We start from the raw sequence: 16003 nt of genomic DNA, 5'->3' as shown, positions 1-16003 counted from the left end.
GAACGAGGTGACCGCAGGATTAAATAAGAACTTGCGGGAACAGTAATCATAATTAACCGAGGGTTAATTTATTGATATTTAATTTCCCCGCAAAGCGGTACAACGCCATCCGTGGCGTCAGGCTTACTGAAGCAGCGACAGGCGCTGTTTGTCGCGCGTATTGTCCCAGATACCATAGAAGCGTCCCGCGTTGCTGGCGGTATACCAGACGGTATGGCGAATATTGCGGTGTCCGAGATAGTCCTGGATCAGGCGGGTATCGATACCCATATTGGCCAACGCAAAGCCACACGAGTGACGCAGCATGTGCGGGTGGATCTCCAGCGGCAATCCCGCCTGGTCGCCAGAAGAGGCGATAATCTGATAGAACTGCTGGCGGGAAAGGGGATTGCCTTTGCGGGAGAGAAACAGCCACTCGCTGGCGGCCTGCGGCCAGGTGTTGCGAATGGCCAGCCAGCGCTTTAGGGCGTGGATCTCTTTATTCAGCAAAGGGTGGGTGGTCGAGAACCCCTTTTTTAGCCGATGGATATAAACGCAGCGGGAAGCAAGGTCGATATCGGATATTCGCAGGCGACAGATCTCGCTGGCGCGCAGACCATGGATGAAGCACAGCAGCGTCAGGCAATAATTACGTGCGGCGTAGGGACCGCTATCGGCGGCTTTAAGTAGCGACTCGATTTCATTCTGAGTCAGGAAGTTCCTTTTTTTAATATCGGCGTTATTCGTCATGGTGTTCCCTTTTATGGCAGGCAAATATTACGCTTTCCAGGCCTGCGCCAGGTCATTGTTAAATGCGACTGCCTTTTTATTTTTAAACAGCGTGCTGATAACGTTTTTATTTGCTACGGGTGCACGCAGTATCATGGGCTATCGCCATCCCCTGCGATAAGACGCCGCATGCTGAAGGGTAAAGAAAGGGTTAGCTGGTTGAACTGGCGAATCTTTCCTGGAGGTTTCCACGTCCTGTACATCCCTGATCCTCTTGATGATGCCCACGTGATGATGAAGGCACTGGCTTCCGGCCACGGCAAGGCGGCCATCAATGCCGTCATGATTTATTTCCCGGCTGTCGGGGCGGCACGGCGTCAGCCAGCCGGCCGCCCGTATCTCAGCGACGGGAATGGCATGAGTAATTTCTCAGACAGAATACAACCTTGAACCGTCTGGATAGCATTCACTGCAAAACTACAACAGTGATTAAACCATACTGCAAAAAGCCTGGGGATAATAGCCATTGTCTCTGTAAGGGCACTTTACGTATTATTTAAAGGGTTGAGCTTAATCTTAATAGTGCAGGGGTAGCAGCGGGCGGTAATCGGCGGTAGCGGTGATATCAGGCTGTGGGTATTAGTAGCCATGGACTGCGGACCGGTTGCGGGTAATATTCTGCAGCAAGCTAAGAATAAAGAGCAGGCAGGGCTGGACGCGACGGTCCGGCGTCACAGGCGGAGTGAAAGGCTCCGGTGGCAGAAGACCTCGATCTGACATTCGCCGGAGCAGGCTGACTTACCATTTTTCGTCGCGGGCTTCCTGACGACCTTCGCGGCGGTTTTCCCGCTTATCGTGACGGCAGCTGGCATTGCTTTGATTGTTGTTGCTGACGCACTCTTGCTTGGTTTCACGGCCCTGCTCGCGGCTATCCTGGCGGATATCGCGGGCGTCCTGGCGCTGGTCGCTGCGCCAGGTCGCCTGCGCCGAAAGCGAGGGCGTCAGCAGCGCGACGCACGCCAGGGCGAGTAAACATCTTTTCATCGAAGTGGTCCTGTTAATGCATGTATTAAATAAATAGCAGTTAATGAATATTCGTGCCTGATGCGCAGGATGATAAAGTACATAAAGTGCCAGGATAGCGATAACTGATTTATTTTTATCTGTTTTTAGACGTGTAACGACTGCTCTTATATGTTATTCAGGGTGCCAGCATTAAAAACAAACGTCTGTGGTATGCTGAAGAGAGTAAAGTGCTTTGTGCAAAGATAGGGCAGAGGGTAGGTACAGGAGCCCGCTGATGCTGATAATGCGGAGCCTTGTGACCTCGAGCATTGACGAGAAAAACGCCGACAAATCATCCATCCTTGAAAACAGGCACTATTGTTCGCCGGGCATGAGATTGTCGTCCGGTGGTTCATCTCTTTTCACCATGGCATAACGATGATGATTCCGATTGCGCAGCGCGACTGGCGCCTGCTGGTCGCCGGGAGCGGCGGCCTTCTTCTGCTGGCCGCCGGCGTCACCTTGCACAGCCACTGGAGCGACTTTCTCCAGTGGTGCCTCGCCACGCAAATTACCCTGCATCGCTATCTGGTGATGTACCTTTTGCTGCTGAACAACCATCAGTACAGCGGCGGCGTCTGGCTGCTGGTGGGCGCATTTCTTTACGGCGTGCTGCATGCTATCGGACCGGGCCACGGTAAGTTTATCGTCACCACTTACCTGAGCACCAACCAGGAGAGCCTGACCGCGGCGCGGGTGGTGCCTTTTCTCGGCAGCCTGCTGCAGGGCGTGAGCGCCATCCTGTTTGTCTATATTCTCGCTGTGGGGCTGAATCTGGCCGCCGGCGATCTCAGCGCCAGCCGCTGGTACGTCGAGAAGATCAGCGCCCTGACCATCGCCGCCTTTGGGGTTTACGTTATCTGTCGCGCGCTGCAAAGCCTGCGGCCGGGTAAAACAAGGATACGCGCCCTGAGGCCGGCGCATCAGCATGATGCCGCGTGCGGCTGCGGGCACCACGGCGTGGGGCAGGACCTGCAGGGCGCCGACTGGAAGACACGTCTGGGCGTGGTGCTGGCTATCGGCGCCCGGCCCTGCAGCGGAGCGATTATGATCCTGCTGTTCGCCAACGCGCTGGGGATCGTCAGCTGGGGCATCGCCGCGGTGATGACCATGGCGCTGGGCACCGCGCTCTCGATCCTCGGTCTGTCGCTGGCGGTGCACTATGCCCGTCACCGTACCGTCAACCGGCTGACGGCGACCAGCCGTCCGCGGCCCTGGCTGGTGCCGCTGGTGAAGATCCTCGGCGGGCTGGCGCTGATCCTCTTTGCCGCCGGGTTGTTTTTCACCGTGGTGCCGATCAGCGCTAACGGCGACTTTATCGCCGCGGGCTGTTAACGGCTTTCCAGCAGGCGCATCAATACCCGCAGCGCCTGATCCAGCTGCTGGCGCTCGCCATCGCTGAGCCCCGCCAGCAGCTGCCGTTCATTATCGACATGGGTCTCCACCGCCTCATCGATGCGCTCACGTCCGGCGGGCGTCAGGGCGACCAGCATACTGCGGGCGTCTTCCGGATTGGGCAGGCGGGTAATAAACCCGCGTTTTTCCAGCGCCTTCAGGCGATGAGTCATGGTGCCGGAGGTGATCATCAGCGTGGAGAAGAGCTGGGTCGGCGAAAGAATGAACGGCGCCCCGGCGCGGCGCAGCGTCGCCAGCATGTCAAACTCCCAGCGCACCAGTTCGTGGCGCGTAAAAGCCACTTCCACCTGCGGCTCCAGCAGCATGGCGCACCGTTTCAGACGGCCAATCGGCCCCATTGGGCTGCAGTCGAGGTCCGGTCGCTCCCGTTGCCACTGGGCGAGAATCCGATCAACGGCGTCGATCGGCGGTGATTTGTCCATGAGTGCTCACTTGTCTTGATATCAAGATAATTGCGGGTACATACTTGAGGCACCAATTTAACTTGAAGTGAAGATAAAATCATGGCTTTTCTCTCGCGTAGTCTGATGCTCGACCTGCTGCTCACGGCGCTGGCGCCCGCTATCTGGGGGACGACCTACATCGTCACCTCCCAGTTTCTTCCCCCTGACCGGCCGTTTATTGCCGCACTGCTGAGGGTGTTGCCGGCAGGTATCGCCCTGCTGATCTGGAGCCGCCGCTTTCCGCAGCGCGGCGAATGGCTAAAGCTTATCGTTACCGGCATCTTAAATATCGGCGCGTTTCAGGCGCTGTTGTTTATCGCCGCCTATCGCTTACCCGGCGGGCTGGCGGCAGTGATTGGCGCGATCCAGCCGCTGCTGGTGATGCTTCTCGCCTGGTGCGTAGACCGGCAGCGCTCGCCCTGGCTGGCGGTATTCTCAGCCCTCGCCGGCATACTCGGTATGGCCATGCTGCTGCTGTCGCCACGCACCGTCCTCGACCCGCTGGGCATCGGCGCGGCGTTTCTCGGGGCGATCAGTATGGCGCTGGGCACCTGGCTCTCCCGCCGCTGGGCGCTCTCCCTGCCGATCGTCGCGTTAACCGGCTGGCAGCTGGCGATCGGCGGGGTGGTGCTGGCGCCAGTGGCGCTGATCGTTGACCCCCCTTTGCATCAGGTGACTGCGCTGCAGGCGGCCGGCTATCTGTGGCTGTGCGTGGCGGGCGCCATGCTGGCCTATGGCCTGTGGTTCCGGGGGATTGGCCGCCTCTCGCCGGTGGCGGTGTCGGCAATGAGCCTGCTGAGCCCGGTGACCGCCGTGGTGCTGGGGTGGATTTTCCTTGGACAAACGATCCAGGGGATGGCGCTGGTCGGGCTGATCGTGGTGCTGGCGAGCGTATTGTCTATTCAGCGCGCGCTGGCGCGCCAGGCGGCGGGGGCAAAAACGAAAAAAGCCCCATAACGGGGCTCGACATTGCTGTGTGCGGGGTAGGCGGCGGGAGCCAGACCAGCCGCCCGCAGGCGGCCTGTCCGGCAGCTCCCTCTGCAACCATTCGCTTATTTAGAGAGCTCGGCGGTCATATGGACCTGGTTGCCGGTGTACGCTTCGGTGATGTGGTAGGAAGCGCCTTGTTCTTTCGCAATGGTCGCGATTTTCGCTTCTGCGCTGTCCAGGGTATCTGCTGTTACGCTCACCGGATGAGCGAAGCTAGCGAAAGAGACCAGGGAGAGCATACCGGCAGCGGCGAGTAATTTTACGTTTTTCATGGTGTTTGTCCTTTTAACTTTTATGGTGGAAAGCGTGTTTGCTTTCGATGGACTTATAATAAGTCTGCTAACTATAACGCGCGTGGCAAAAAGTGCGATTTAGATCACATTTTTATGGCGGTTTGATAATGGGGAAATGAACCTTTCTCTATTTTTTGATTTAAAAACAACGCATTAGAGATTTATTTCTGCAGGGGATATCACGCGGACTGCCTGTGCTCAGAGTGTGGAATGCGCCTCATTTACGCGGTTACCATTCATTGTGTGAATTGTTTGGGCGGTTTTTAACCGCCGTCATGGCGGATTCGGACGATTCGCAATAGCCCTCTGGCGGCCATTTCGGCATGCTGAGGTGGCCCTTTCTCTCGCGCCCTGGCGTCAGGCTTTCCGTGCTGTAAACAACCACCACCCCGTTTTCACCTATCAATAATTATTTATTAATAGCCATTAGGTATATGTTATATAACTTAATGAAACGTGAACAAATGTATATTTGTCGGCGAATAAATAGCATTCTTTGACGCCGATAGCACCAGCGAACTTATATTTTTTGGTTCGTTACCTGACGCCTTAAATATTGCGGCTCCCGGTCAGTCGAAGATTCTATTAGCAGTGGCATAAATCAGCATCGCCTGATGTTTCTGGTTCTATGCGAATTCACAGTGTGCTCATTGATTCGTAATTCACTCTGACAAGGAAATGGCAATGAAAAAGGTTCTTCTCTCTGCAGCAATGGCAACCGCGTTTTTTGGCATGACTGCTGCCCATGCAGCTGATACCAATGTTGGCGGCGGCCAGGTTAATTTCTTCGGTAAAGTTACCGATGTATCCTGTACTGTTTCTGTTAACGGCCAGGGCAGCGATGCGAACGTTTACCTGTCTCCGGTAACCCTGACTGAAGTTAAAGCGGCAGCAGCGGATACTTACCTGAAACCGAAATCTTTCACCATTGACGTCTCTAACTGCCAGGCGGCTGACGGCACCAAACAGGATGACGTAAGCAAACTGGGCGTAAACTGGACCGGCGGTAACCTGCTGGCTGGCGCAACCAGCAAACAACAGGGCTACCTGGCGAACACCGAAGCTTCCGGTGCTCAGAACATCCAGCTGGTGCTGTCTACTGACAACGCTACCGCGCTGACCAACAAAATCATCCCGGGTGACAGCACTCAGCCGAAAGCGAAAGGCGATGCTTCCGCTGTAGCCGATGGCGCGCGTTTCACCTACTACGTAGGCTACGCCACCAGCGCGCCGACCACTGTGACCACCGGTGTGGTAAACAGCTACGCGACTTACGAAATTACTTACCAGTAATTCCGTCAGAAAATAAAACTGCCCCGCGATGGGGCAGTTAATAACAATAATAAAGCGGCAATGTCCGCCGCTTGTATTTTTATTCTGAGGTCAGCATGAAGCGTATTGCCCTTTTTTTCTGTTTCATTTTTAGTTTTGCGGCCCATGCCAACAATATTATTGTTAACGGTACCCGCTTTATTTATCCAGGAAATGAAAAAGAAATAACGGTACAGCTTTCAAATAACGCCGACCGTCCGGCGCTGGCGCAGGCCTGGCTGGATAACGGCGATGCCGATGCCACACCGGATACCATTACCACCCCGTTTATTATCACCCCGCCGATTTCGCGCGTTGACGCCAAGAGCGGCCAGACGCTGCGTATTAAGCTCGGCAGCAGCGCCGGTCTGGCGAAAGATAAAGAGACGCTGTGGTGGCTGAATCTGCTGGAAATTCCGCCGGTGGTGGCTGATCAGAAAAATGAAGGCCAGAACGTGCTGCAGCTGGCGATCCGTTCCCGCTTTAAATTTATTTATCGTCCTGCCGGGCTGGGCAACCGCGATGCGGCGGCCGAGAAGCTGACCCTGACCGCCAGCGGCAGCAGTCTCGCCATCAACAACCCGACGCCGTTCTACATTACCGTCAGCCGTATTTCCCGCGACGGCGGTAAAGCCCTGAACAGCAAAACCGTGATGCTGGCGCCGCAGTCCAGCCAGACGGTGGCGCTCTCCTCCGCCGTCAACCGCGGCGAAACCCTGACCGTTAACAACATTAATGACTATGGCGCCGATGTCGCAGTGAAAGTGGCCGTTAAATAAGGGAAAAGCTAATGAAGCAGAGGTCATTCTGCCCGGGAAGATTAAGCACCGCGATCGCCATCGCGCTGTGCTGCTTTCCGCCATTTTCCAGCGGACAGGAAAACCCGGGAACGGTATATCAATTTAACGACGGCTTTATTGTCGGCAGTCGCGAAAAGGTCGACCTGTCACGCTTCTCGACCAGCGCGATTACCGAAGGCACTTACTCCCTTGACGTCTACACCAACGACGAATGGAAAGGGCGCTACGATCTGCGCATCGCGCGCGACAAAGACGGTAACCTTGGGGTCTGCTACACCAAAGCGATGCTGACCCAGTACGGCATCGCGGCGGAAAAGCTCAATCCGCAGCTGAGCGAACAGGAAGGCTATTGCGGTAGCCTCAAATCCTGGCGCAACGAAGACAACGTCAAAGACAACCTGCTCCAGTCCTCCCTGCGGTTGAACATTTCAGTGCCGCAGATCTATGAAGATCAACGCCTGAAAAACTATGTCAGCCCGGAGTTCTGGGACAAAGGCATTACCGCGCTTAATCTTGGCTGGATGGCCAACGCCTGGAACAGCCACACCTCTTCGGTCGGCGGGTCGGATAACAGCAGCGCCTACCTTGGCGTCAACGCCGGTCTGTCGTGGGACGGCTGGCTGCTGAAGCATATCGGTAACCTGAACTGGCAGCAGCAGCAGGGCAAAGCGCACTGGAACAGCAACCAGACCTATCTCCAGCGGCCGATCCCGCAGATCAACTCCATCGTCAGCGGTGGGCAGATTTTTACCAATGGCGAATTTTTCGACACCATCGGTCTGCGTGGGGTCAACCTCGCCACTGATGACAATATGTTCCCGGACGGCATGCGCTCCTATGCCCCGGAAATTCGCGGCGTGGCGCAGAGCAACGCCCTCGTCACCGTGCGTCAGGGCAGCAACATTATCTATCAGACCACGGTTCCGCCGGGGCCGTTTACCCTGCAGGATGTCTATCCATCCGGCTATGGCAGCGATCTTGAAGTCTCGGTAAAAGAGGCGGATGGCTCGGTGGAAGTGTTCAGCGTGCCTTACGCCTCCGTTGCTCAGCTGCTGCGTCCGGGCATGACCCGCTACGCGCTCTCCGCCGGTAAAGTGGACGACAGCGGGCTACGCAACAAGCCGATGCTCTATCAGGCGACCTGGCAGCATGGGATCAATAACCTGCTGACCGGCTACACCGGGGTCACCGGCTTTGACGACTATCAGGCCTTCCTGGTGGGCACCGGGATGAACACCGGGATCGGCGCGCTCTCTTTTGACGTCACCCATTCGCGGCTGAAGAGCGATACCCATGATGACTCGGGGCAGAGCTATCGCGCCACCTTTAACCGCATGTTCACCGATACCCAGACCAGCATCGTGCTGGCGGCGTATCGCTACTCGACGAAAGGTTATTACAACCTCAACGATGCGCTGTACGCCGTCGATCAGGAAAAAAACAGCCGCAGCAACTATACGCTGTGGCGGCAAAAAAACGGCATGACCTTCACGGTGAACCAGAACCTGCCGGACGGCTGGGGCGGGTTTTATCTCAGCGGTCGTATTTCCGATTACTGGAACCGCTCCGGGACCGAGAAGCAGTATCAGGTCAGCTACAACAATTCGTTTGGTCGTCTCTCCTGGTCGGCGAGCGCCCAGCGCGTCTATACCCCGGACAGCTCCGGCCATCGCCGCGACGATCGCATTTCACTCAACTTCAGCTACCCGCTGTGGTTTGGCGATAACCGCACCGCCAACCTGACGTCGAACACCTCGTTCAACAACTCGCGCTTTGCCAGCTCGCAGATTGGTATCAATGGCTCGCTGGACAGTGAAAACAACCTTAACTACGGCGTGTCGACCACCACCGCCACCGGCGGTCAGCACGATGTGGCGCTCAACGGCAGCTATCGTACGCCATGGACCACCCTAAACGGCAGCTACAGCCAGGGCGAAGGGTATCGTCAGAGCGGCATTGGCGCCAGCGGGACGATGATCGCCCACAGCGGCGGCGTGGTGCTCTCGCCGGAAAGCGGCTCGACGATGGCGCTGATTGAAGCCAAAGACGCGGCCGGCGCCATGCTCCCGGGATCGCCGGGCACCCGCGTGGACAGCAACGGTTACGCCATCCTGCCGTATCTGCGCCCGTACCGGATTAACGCCGTCGAGATCGACCCGAAAGGCAGCCATGACGACGTGGCCTTCGATCGCACTGTGGCGCAGGTTGTGCCGTGGGAAGGCAGCGTGGTTAAGGTGGCGTTCGGCACCACGGTGCAGAACAACCTCACCCTGCAGGCGCGCCAGGCGAACCATGAGCCGCTGCCGTTCGCGGCGAGTATTTTCTCCCCCGACGGCAAGGAGATCGGCGTCGTCGGTCAGGGCAGCATGATGTTCATCAGCGATGCGAACGCCAAACGCGCGATTGTGAAGTGGAGCGGCGGGCAGTGTTCGGTGGATCTGGGACAGCAAACAACAAAGGATAGCGTATGTCGCTGAGGAAATTACTGACGCTTTTTATCGTCTTAATGGCGCTGGGCACCACCTCGTCCTGGGCCGTCTGTACGCGTCTCTCTTCGCCAACGGTGATGCTGGACATGGTGGTGGGCAGGGTGGTGGTGCCCCCGGATCTGCCGGTGGGCTCGGTGATCCTCACCCGCGACTGGACGATGAGCGCCCCGGGCGGGGCGAGCTATCGCTGTACCTCCGGCACCAACCGCTTCGCGGCGAAGATCGTCTCGCCAGGGGCCACCGATCTTGGGAATAAAATTTATTCCACCAACGTGCCGGGGATTGGTATGCGTTTCAGCCGCGGCGGCGCGACGGTGAATATCGTCTATCCTGACGTCTATTCGTCCCGGGTGTATAACACCACCAACTATTCCCTTGAAGGGTCACGTTTTACGCTGGAGATTATCAAAACCGCGGCAACCACCGGCAGCGGCACCCTCGCGGCGGGAAAATACACCTCCTATGACTGGGAGAGCGGCGGCAACCCGATCCTCGAAACCTATCTGAGCGCCAATGCGATCACCGTGGTCTCGCCCTCCTGTTCGGTACTGAGCGGGAAAAATATGAATGTTGATGTGGGCGCCATCAGACGCACTGACCTGAAAGGGGTGGGCACCACCGCGGGCGGGAAGGATTTTAATATCGATCTGCAGTGCAGCGGCGGCTTGAGTGAAACGGGATACGCCAACATCAGCACCTCTTTTTCCGGCACCCTGGCGACCAGCACCACCGCCACCATGGGCGCCTTGCTGAATGAAAAGGCCGGCAGCGGGATGGCGAAAGGCGTCGGCATCCAGGTGCTGAAGGATGGATCCCCGCTGCAGTTTAATAAGAAATATACCGTTGGCCGCTTGAATAATCAGGAGACCCGCTACATCACCATCCCGCTGCACGCGCGCTTTTATCAGTATGGCCCGACGACCAGCACCGGCGAGGTGGAGTCGCATATGATCTTTAACCTGACGTACGATTAATACGGGAGGGGGAATGAAGGGATTGCCGAAACATACTATCGCGTGGCTGCTGCTCTGCGGCAGCCTCGCCGCCCCCTCGGCGTGGGGTTTCGAGACCAATTATGATCGCGGACGGGTCGATTTTGCCGGGCGGGTGACGGATATTTCCTGCAGCGTCGCGCTCAATGGCGGCCAGCATGCCGGCAGCGGCAACGTCTGGCTGGCGCCGGTCAGCCTGGCGGAAGTGCACGATCGCGGGGCCGGCGCGTTTATGAAGCCGCAGCCTTTTACCCTGTCGCTGTCAAACTGCCAGCTGCGTCATGACGGCGGCGGCGCCTCGCAGGACGAGGTGCGGCGGGTCAGCGTTCGCTGGGTCGACGGTTTTTTACTGACGGCGGTCGGTAATGAGAACGCGGGCTATCTGGCCAATACCTTGCCAGACGGAGCGCAGAATATTTATCTGGCGCTGTCGACCAATGATAATAATACGCTGGATAAGAGTAATAAAATTGTCCCTACGGACCCGCAGCAAAATCAGGTGCATTTGCAGGAAAGCGCGGTCAGCGGCGGCCTGTTCACCTATTATGTGGGCTACGTTTCGCCGACGCCGAAAAGCGCCACCAGCGGGCCAATTACCAGCTGGGCTACGTGGGAATTAGTTTATAATTAAGCGAGACGAAAAAGCCGGGCAAGCCCGGCTTTTTTATATGACAATATCGTCGGCAACCAGTTGTTCAATGCTGACTTCCTGCCAGTAATGCCCCTGAATAGCAAACCACTCCATACCCTGCAGCCATTTTTTATGGGCTTCGCTTTCCACGCCTTCAATAATCACGTTGTGATGATTGCGGGATAAAAAGGTGACCAGCGCATCCATCAGCTGACGGCCGGACTCTTTGCGCATCAGATGCCAGAAAAAATCTTTATCAATTTTGACATAGTCAAAATGATAACCGCTGATGGCGTTTATCCCCGCGTAGCCAGAGCCGAAGTCGTCGAGCCACAGCGAGGTATCCTGCGGGCTTTGCCAGGCGGCGAGGGAATTATTCAGAAGTTTCTCGGCGTTTTCGGTCACTTCAAAATGGACGCAGGTCAGGGCGGCAATTTTCTCTTTTATTTCCTTCTGGCGTAGCAGATTCAGGATATGGTCATCGACGTTAATGGTGGCGGAAATATGGTTACGTAAAAACCATGCTTTATGCTGTTCAATCAACGCCAGTTGCTCGAGAAAAATACGTTCACGAACCGCCGCGGTGGCATGGCGGAAAAAATATTCTGGCGAAACGGGAAGATTATCGAAGCGGCTTAAGCATTCAACCGCGACTAAGGTACCTTGTGGGGAAAACATTTTCTGAAAGACGTAGCGTACAGCGATATCATTACGAGATAAAATGTTGTCTTCGAATATTTTAGTGTTCATTATCCCTCTTCACGAGGTTAGTCAGACAATAAGCAGAGGATAGTCTAATTATAGGCTACCTGATGGTTAATGGGAATGGCAGGAAATGTAAATCAACAGCGAATAAGTACGCTTTATCCGCTATTGATTTACCGCTGTAAAATTTAACATTGATGAAGGGCGGCAATACGCTGGTTCATCGTGCGGGAATTATCAATGCCCAGCTTTTGCATGATATGGATACGATGGCTGTGGACCGTTTTATGGGCAATGCCGAGCAGGGCGGCAATACGCTTATTATTATTGTTGGCAATCAGCAGTTCGAGGATCTGGCACTCCCGCGGCGACAGCTGTTTGCGCAATCGTCGCGGCGGCGGTTCGCTGGCGCCCTTCGCGCGCTGGATAATGGAAGTAAACATAGATAGCGGTGAGTTTTCGCTAATAATCATGGCATTATCGACAGTTATCAACTCTCGGCATAGCCCGGCAATGTCGCTTTTTACCATCAGCACCGGCTGCTGGCAGCGCTGCAGGGAAAGGCGGAGCGCATTCAGCAGATCAAGGATTCTGATGGCAGAAATATCCTTATTAATTAAATTGAAAATAACCGTTTGGGCCACAGGCAGATGTTTTCTCTGGATAACATCGTCATAGCCAAAACGGGTGGCATTTTCATGACTATCAATAAGGTAGTGATAGATTGAGTGACCAATGAGATTATCATTGGTGTACAGCAATATACTTTCCAAGGGTATCAGATTCTCTTTTTGCGCTTGGCTTCTAAGATCAGGTCCAGCAGAATCTTCTCTATTCTGCGCTGGTCGTCGAGATGACGGAACTTAAACTGGCAGGATATCTGATAGTAGCTTTCGCTCTCTTCATTGGGGTTATCGAGGGTGATAATAATGACATTTTTTACCACCAGGTCGATGGTGATCTCGCCATATTCCGCCAGCATCAGTACGGCATTTTTCAGCAATGCGTTATGACTGAGAAATTTCAGGTTCGGCGTTTTGGTCATCAGCGCGCAACCGCCGTCCGAAATGTCTTTGATGTCGAAAAGATAGTTTTCACCATTTTTATGGCGCCCGCGGCAATAAAAGTCATGCTCATGGCGTAAACGAAAGCGGGGATCGCGGCGACGCTGCACGACCTGCAGGCATTCAGGCAAGGAAAAGGCGTAGCGGATACCTTTATCGACACCGCTATTGTCATGTTTTGTCAGGGCTGCATTAAACTCTATTTTCCCTGAATCGCTATGCAGTAGAAAACGAATTTTATGACCCGGTGGGATTTTGCGATGGGTCTGAATATGGAACTCGGCAAAGTCCACGCGCGTCAGTTGGGTTATGATACTGGTGTTGTTAAAAAATATTTCAATTTCAGTACGTTTGCGCAACTCCTCTCTGAAAATAGCAATAATTTCATACTTACTGGTCTTTATCGTTCCCTCTGTCATAGGCTTCCCTTGTAAATAGTTGTCGTGAGGCGTTTGATTTTTCTTATAGCAATAGCAACATTCTGATTGGGTTAATCAGATGTTTTTATGAGCGTTTGATGTTATTGACTATCTTTGCAGCCAGATTGATATGTATAAACTTGGAATTCGATATTGTGTTTCCTGTAATCAAGAGTTTCAAATTTTGGTCATGACAAAAACGACAACGGCCTCCAAGCTGGAGACCGGTCGAAGGAAAAAAACTTAAGTTTAATTAACGGGGATAATGAGAAAACGATCGTCGATCATGCCCCATTTGTAGGATCTATAGTGCCAGCAGTGTTGAGGTTTTTCCAGGCAAATATTGAGGAGGGAAGTCGTTCCCTCCATTTAGCCTGAGGGGTCAGGAATGCGCGCGATTGGCGATATTATCCAGGATGCGTAGCGCATCCGCTGGCAGAACCAGCCCGGCGGCGGCAATATTTTCCGCCAGGTGCGTGCGGGATGAGGTGCCGGGGATCAGCAGAATATTGGGCGCGCGCTGGAGTAGCCAGGCGAGGGCGACCTGCATCGGCGTCGCCTCAAGCGAGGCCGCGACCTCGTTCAGCTCCTGCGCCTGCAGCGGGGTAAAACCGCCCAGCGGGAAGAAGGGGACCCAGGCGATGTGCTGGGCGGCCAGCGCATCCACCAGCGCGTCGTCGGCGCGATGGGCAATGTTATAGAGGTTTTGCACGCAGACGATAGGCGTCATTTTCTGCGCATCCGCCACCTGCTTTGCCGTCACGTTGCTAAGGCCAATATGGCGGATCAACCCTCGCGCCTTCAGCTCCAGCAGGGTGGCGAGCGGCGCCTCCAGCGACCCCTCCACCGGGCCGTGGGGGCTCAGCATACTGCGCAGGTTCACCACCTCCAGCACGTCGAGCCCCAGGTGACGCAAATTGTCCTCGACGGCCTGGGTCAGTTCAGCAGGCGACATGGCTGGCAGCCAGTTGCCTTTTTCGTCACGGCGGGCGCTGACCTTGGTGACAATGCACAGATCGTCGGGGTAGGGGTGAAGCGCTTTGCGGATCAGCTGATTGGTCACATGGGGGCCATAGAAATCCGAAGTATCGATATGGTTTACCCCAGCTTCGACGGCGGCCTGCAGCACGCGCACCGCTTCTTCAGGATCTTTCGGCGGGCCGAAGACGCCGGGGCCGGCCAGCTGCATGGCGCCGTAACCCAACCGATAGACCTGGCGATCGCCGAGCGTGCCGCGACCGGATAAGGTGACACTGGACATAGGAACTCTCCTCACGGTGGCTAAGCCGTAAGTGTAATGCGCTCACAAGGAAGGGAAGGGCGAGAATGTTGTCAGAATGTGCGACAGCGGCTCAGGCAAGCCGCTGTCGCCGGAGGCGGATTAGCCGAAGAACATCACGGAGACGCAGAGCAGGCCGACCACCAGAGTGATGGCGTTCCCCACCGAGCGATACGGCTTCAGCGCCGGGATAAGCCAGGTTGACAGCGTGGGCATGATAAACAGGATCATGGCGATAAGCGGTCCGCTGATGGCGTAGATCATCGAGATCGCATTCGGGTTGATAAAGCACACCGCAAAGGTGAAAGCGGAGACCAGCATGATCGACATCGCGCGGTTGAAGGCGCGGCTCTTGCGCACGCCCATCAGGCCCAGCGAGCTTTTGACGATTTCGCTGGCGCCTTCAATGACCCCGAAGTAGGTGCCGAGAAAGGATTTCGACATGGCGACCACGGCGACGATAATGCCGGTCACCGCCAGCCAGCCCGGCGCGCCCGGCACCATCGACAGGGCGGAGAGGATAGTCACCCCCTGATCGCGGGCGGTCTCAATATAGGTCGCCGGGATAGCCAGCAGGCAGCTGAAGACGAAAAACAGCACGCTGGCGCAGATGATGGTGTAGGCCACCTTCATGATTTTTTTGCATTTACCCATGGCCAGGTCGCCGTGTTTCTCCTGCTGGTCGATAGCAAAAGTCGAGATGATCGGCGTATGGCTAAAAGCGAAAACCATCACGGGTATGGAGATCCAGATCTGGTGGAGCGTCTGCGAGCTGAACTGCATCTGGCTGGTGAGATGTTCCGGATGCCAGTCGCGGATTAAATAGAGGGAGAGAAACAGAAAGCAGGCGATGAGCGGGAAGACCAAAAAGCCCATCACCTTGATGGTGATCTGCCGGCCCATGAGAAAGATCAGGTTAAGGACCAGCACCACGCCAAGACTCAGCAGCGCGCGTAGCGCAGGCGTCATCGGCGTGCGATGCGCCACCTGCTCGGCCAGCGAGTTGGTGATGGCCACGGCGTAAATCAGCACGACCACAAAGAAGGCGAGGAAATAGAGGCCGGTGATCAGGTTGCCAATTTTCTTACCATAGTAGTGATTGACTGCGCCAGTGATCCCGGTTCCCGGCGCGATATTGGCCGAGAGAATAAACTGGCTCAGCGCTTTGTGAGGCCAGTAGGTGAGCGGCCAGGCGACCAGCGCGGTGATGAAAAGGACGATGGCGCCAGCCGAACCCAGCTGGATCGGTAGAAATAGCGTCCCAGCGCCTACTGCAGTGCCATATAAGGCAAAACTCCATAGAGTTTCTTCTTTAGACCAAATTTTAGACATTATGCGACTTTATCAACCGTCAAACCAAAAAAAAGGAGTGCAATTTACCATATTTATGGTTCATCT

17 protein-coding genes are annotated in these 16003 nt (G+C 55.5%); 8 read left to right on the top strand and 9 right to left on the bottom strand.

Annotation, left to right across the window (positions count from 1 at the left end):
* Positions 1–123: 123 nt before the first annotated feature.
* Positions 124–729: a type 1 fimbria switch DNA invertase FimB gene (fimB, locus tag ACOI7D_RS13075; protein WP_023290937.1), complete on the bottom strand. Its 606-nt coding sequence runs from the start codon at positions 727–729 to the stop codon at positions 124–126.
* A gap of 168 nt (positions 730–897) precedes the next feature.
* Here fimB and ACOI7D_RS13070 point away from each other — a divergent pair, with 168 nt between their 5' ends.
* Positions 898–1158: a hypothetical protein gene (locus tag ACOI7D_RS13070; RefSeq protein WP_032428979.1), complete on the top strand. Its 261-nt coding sequence runs from the start codon at positions 898–900 to the stop codon at positions 1156–1158.
* A gap of 348 nt (positions 1159–1506) precedes the next feature.
* Here ACOI7D_RS13070 and ACOI7D_RS13065 read toward each other — a convergent pair whose 3' ends face one another.
* A complete protein-coding gene (locus ACOI7D_RS13065) occupies positions 1507–1752 on the bottom strand; it encodes a hypothetical protein (protein WP_023290936.1) in 246 nt (81 codons plus the stop codon).
* Positions 1753–2151: 399 nt separating this feature from the next.
* On the opposite strand from ACOI7D_RS13065, the gene ACOI7D_RS13060 reads away from it, so the two are divergent.
* The gene (locus tag ACOI7D_RS13060) at positions 2152–3108 is read left to right on the top strand and encodes a nickel/cobalt transporter (protein ID WP_044524643.1); all 957 of its coding nucleotides are present in this window, start codon (positions 2152–2154) and stop codon (positions 3106–3108) included.
* Here the strand turns inward: ACOI7D_RS13060 and ACOI7D_RS13055 are convergent.
* Positions 3105–3611 (bottom strand): MarR family winged helix-turn-helix transcriptional regulator, encoded by a 507-nt coding sequence (locus ACOI7D_RS13055; protein WP_004205381.1) that lies wholly within the window; start codon positions 3609–3611, stop codon positions 3105–3107. The genes ACOI7D_RS13060 and ACOI7D_RS13055 overlap by 4 nt on opposite strands.
* Positions 3612–3692: 81 nt before the next feature.
* On the opposite strand from ACOI7D_RS13055, the gene ACOI7D_RS13050 reads away from it, so the two are divergent.
* Complete coding sequence (locus tag ACOI7D_RS13050; RefSeq protein WP_023290933.1) at positions 3693–4589, top strand: EamA family transporter; 897 nt, start codon at positions 3693–3695, stop codon at positions 4587–4589.
* A 95-nt stretch (positions 4590–4684) separates the two neighbouring features.
* Here ACOI7D_RS13050 and ACOI7D_RS13045 read toward each other — a convergent pair whose 3' ends face one another.
* Complete coding sequence (locus ACOI7D_RS13045; RefSeq protein ID WP_002916131.1) at positions 4685–4894, bottom strand: DUF1471 domain-containing protein; 210 nt, start codon at positions 4892–4894, stop codon at positions 4685–4687.
* 705 nt (positions 4895–5599) lie between these two features.
* On the opposite strand from ACOI7D_RS13045, the gene mrkA reads away from it, so the two are divergent.
* The 5 genes from mrkA (at position 5600) to mrkF (ending at position 11138) form a co-directional block, all read left to right on the top strand.
* Positions 5600–6208 (top strand): type 3 fimbria major subunit MrkA, encoded by a 609-nt coding sequence (gene mrkA, locus ACOI7D_RS13040; RefSeq protein ID WP_000756959.1) that lies wholly within the window; start codon positions 5600–5602, stop codon positions 6206–6208.
* Positions 6209–6303: 95 nt separating this feature from the next.
* Complete coding sequence (gene mrkB, locus ACOI7D_RS13035; protein WP_050533776.1) at positions 6304–7005, top strand: type 3 fimbria chaperone MrkB; 702 nt, start codon at positions 6304–6306, stop codon at positions 7003–7005.
* An 11-nt stretch (positions 7006–7016) separates the two neighbouring features.
* A complete protein-coding gene (gene mrkC / locus ACOI7D_RS13030) occupies positions 7017–9503 on the top strand; it encodes a type 3 fimbria usher protein MrkC (protein WP_244341676.1) in 2487 nt (828 codons plus the stop codon).
* Positions 9494–10489 (top strand): type 3 fimbria adhesin subunit MrkD, encoded by a 996-nt coding sequence (mrkD, locus tag ACOI7D_RS13025; protein WP_023290930.1) that lies wholly within the window; start codon positions 9494–9496, stop codon positions 10487–10489. The genes mrkC and mrkD overlap by 10 nt, the downstream gene beginning before the upstream one ends.
* A gap of 13 nt (positions 10490–10502) precedes the next feature.
* Entirely contained in the window at positions 10503–11138 is a 636-nt protein-coding gene (mrkF, locus tag ACOI7D_RS13020; protein ID WP_109546960.1) for a type 3 fimbria minor subunit MrkF, read from the top strand.
* A gap of 33 nt (positions 11139–11171) precedes the next feature.
* On the opposite strand, the gene mkrJ is transcribed toward mrkF, so the two are convergent.
* From mkrJ to ACOI7D_RS12995, 5 genes are all read right to left on the bottom strand, one after another.
* Positions 11172–11888, bottom strand: a complete 717-nt coding sequence (mkrJ, locus tag ACOI7D_RS13015; protein WP_023290928.1) for a phosphodiesterase MrkJ — start codon at positions 11886–11888, stop codon at positions 11172–11174.
* A 143-nt stretch (positions 11889–12031) separates the two neighbouring features.
* A complete protein-coding gene (locus ACOI7D_RS13010; RefSeq protein ID WP_023290927.1) occupies positions 12032–12604 on the bottom strand; it encodes a LuxR C-terminal-related transcriptional regulator in 573 nt (190 codons plus the stop codon).
* Positions 12605–12621: 17 nt separating this feature from the next.
* The gene (mrkH, locus tag ACOI7D_RS13005; RefSeq protein ID WP_023290926.1) at positions 12622–13326 is read right to left on the bottom strand and encodes a transcriptional activator MrkH; all 705 of its coding nucleotides are present in this window, start codon (positions 13324–13326) and stop codon (positions 12622–12624) included.
* Between the two features lie 382 nt (positions 13327–13708).
* Positions 13709–14587, bottom strand: coding sequence for an aldo/keto reductase family oxidoreductase (locus ACOI7D_RS13000; protein WP_023290925.1), 879 nt, complete (start codon positions 14585–14587; stop codon positions 13709–13711).
* 120 nt (positions 14588–14707) lie between these two features.
* Positions 14708–15937 (bottom strand): amino acid permease, encoded by a 1230-nt coding sequence (locus ACOI7D_RS12995; protein WP_109546961.1) that lies wholly within the window; start codon positions 15935–15937, stop codon positions 14708–14710.
* Positions 15938–16003 lie beyond the last annotated feature (66 nt).

It is taken from the genome of Klebsiella sp. C360 (genome assembly GCF_048822415.1).
GTDB classification, from domain to species: domain Bacteria; phylum Pseudomonadota; class Gammaproteobacteria; order Enterobacterales; family Enterobacteriaceae; genus Klebsiella; species Klebsiella quasipneumoniae.
The sequence above is the reverse complement of the archived record's forward strand: the minus strand, read 5'-3'. Positions and strand labels throughout refer to the sequence as shown.

Bases quoted from the DNA above. Each gene is read 5' to 3' on its own strand.
- fimB (WP_023290937.1), bottom strand. From the start codon at position 729: ATGACGAATAACGCCGATATTAAAAAAAGGAACTTCCTGACTCAGAAT.
- ACOI7D_RS13070 (WP_032428979.1), top strand. From the start codon at position 898: ATGCTGAAGGGTAAAGAAAGGGTTAGCTGGTTGAACTGGCGAATCTTT.
- ACOI7D_RS13065 (WP_023290936.1), bottom strand. From the start codon at position 1,752: ATGAAAAGATGTTTACTCGCCCTGGCGTGCGTCGCGCTGCTGACGCCC.
- ACOI7D_RS13060 (WP_044524643.1), top strand. From the start codon at position 2,152: ATGATGATTCCGATTGCGCAGCGCGACTGGCGCCTGCTGGTCGCCGGG.
- ACOI7D_RS13055 (WP_004205381.1), bottom strand. From the start codon at position 3,611: ATGGACAAATCACCGCCGATCGACGCCGTTGATCGGATTCTCGCCCAG.
- ACOI7D_RS13050 (WP_023290933.1), top strand. From the start codon at position 3,693: ATGGCTTTTCTCTCGCGTAGTCTGATGCTCGACCTGCTGCTCACGGCG.
- ACOI7D_RS13045 (WP_002916131.1), bottom strand. From the start codon at position 4,894: ATGAAAAACGTAAAATTACTCGCCGCTGCCGGTATGCTCTCCCTGGTC.
- mrkA (WP_000756959.1), top strand. From the start codon at position 5,600: ATGAAAAAGGTTCTTCTCTCTGCAGCAATGGCAACCGCGTTTTTTGGC.
- mrkB (WP_050533776.1), top strand. From the start codon at position 6,304: ATGAAGCGTATTGCCCTTTTTTTCTGTTTCATTTTTAGTTTTGCGGCC.
- mrkC (WP_244341676.1), top strand. From the start codon at position 7,017: ATGAAGCAGAGGTCATTCTGCCCGGGAAGATTAAGCACCGCGATCGCC.
- mrkD (WP_023290930.1), top strand. From the start codon at position 9,494: ATGTCGCTGAGGAAATTACTGACGCTTTTTATCGTCTTAATGGCGCTG.
- mrkF (WP_109546960.1), top strand. From the start codon at position 10,503: ATGAAGGGATTGCCGAAACATACTATCGCGTGGCTGCTGCTCTGCGGC.
- mkrJ (WP_023290928.1), bottom strand. From the start codon at position 11,888: ATGAACACTAAAATATTCGAAGACAACATTTTATCTCGTAATGATATC.
- mrkH (WP_023290926.1), bottom strand. From the start codon at position 13,326: ATGACAGAGGGAACGATAAAGACCAGTAAGTATGAAATTATTGCTATT.
- ACOI7D_RS13000 (WP_023290925.1), bottom strand. From the start codon at position 14,587: ATGTCCAGTGTCACCTTATCCGGTCGCGGCACGCTCGGCGATCGCCAG.
- ACOI7D_RS12995 (WP_109546961.1), bottom strand. From the start codon at position 15,937: ATGTCTAAAATTTGGTCTAAAGAAGAAACTCTATGGAGTTTTGCCTTA.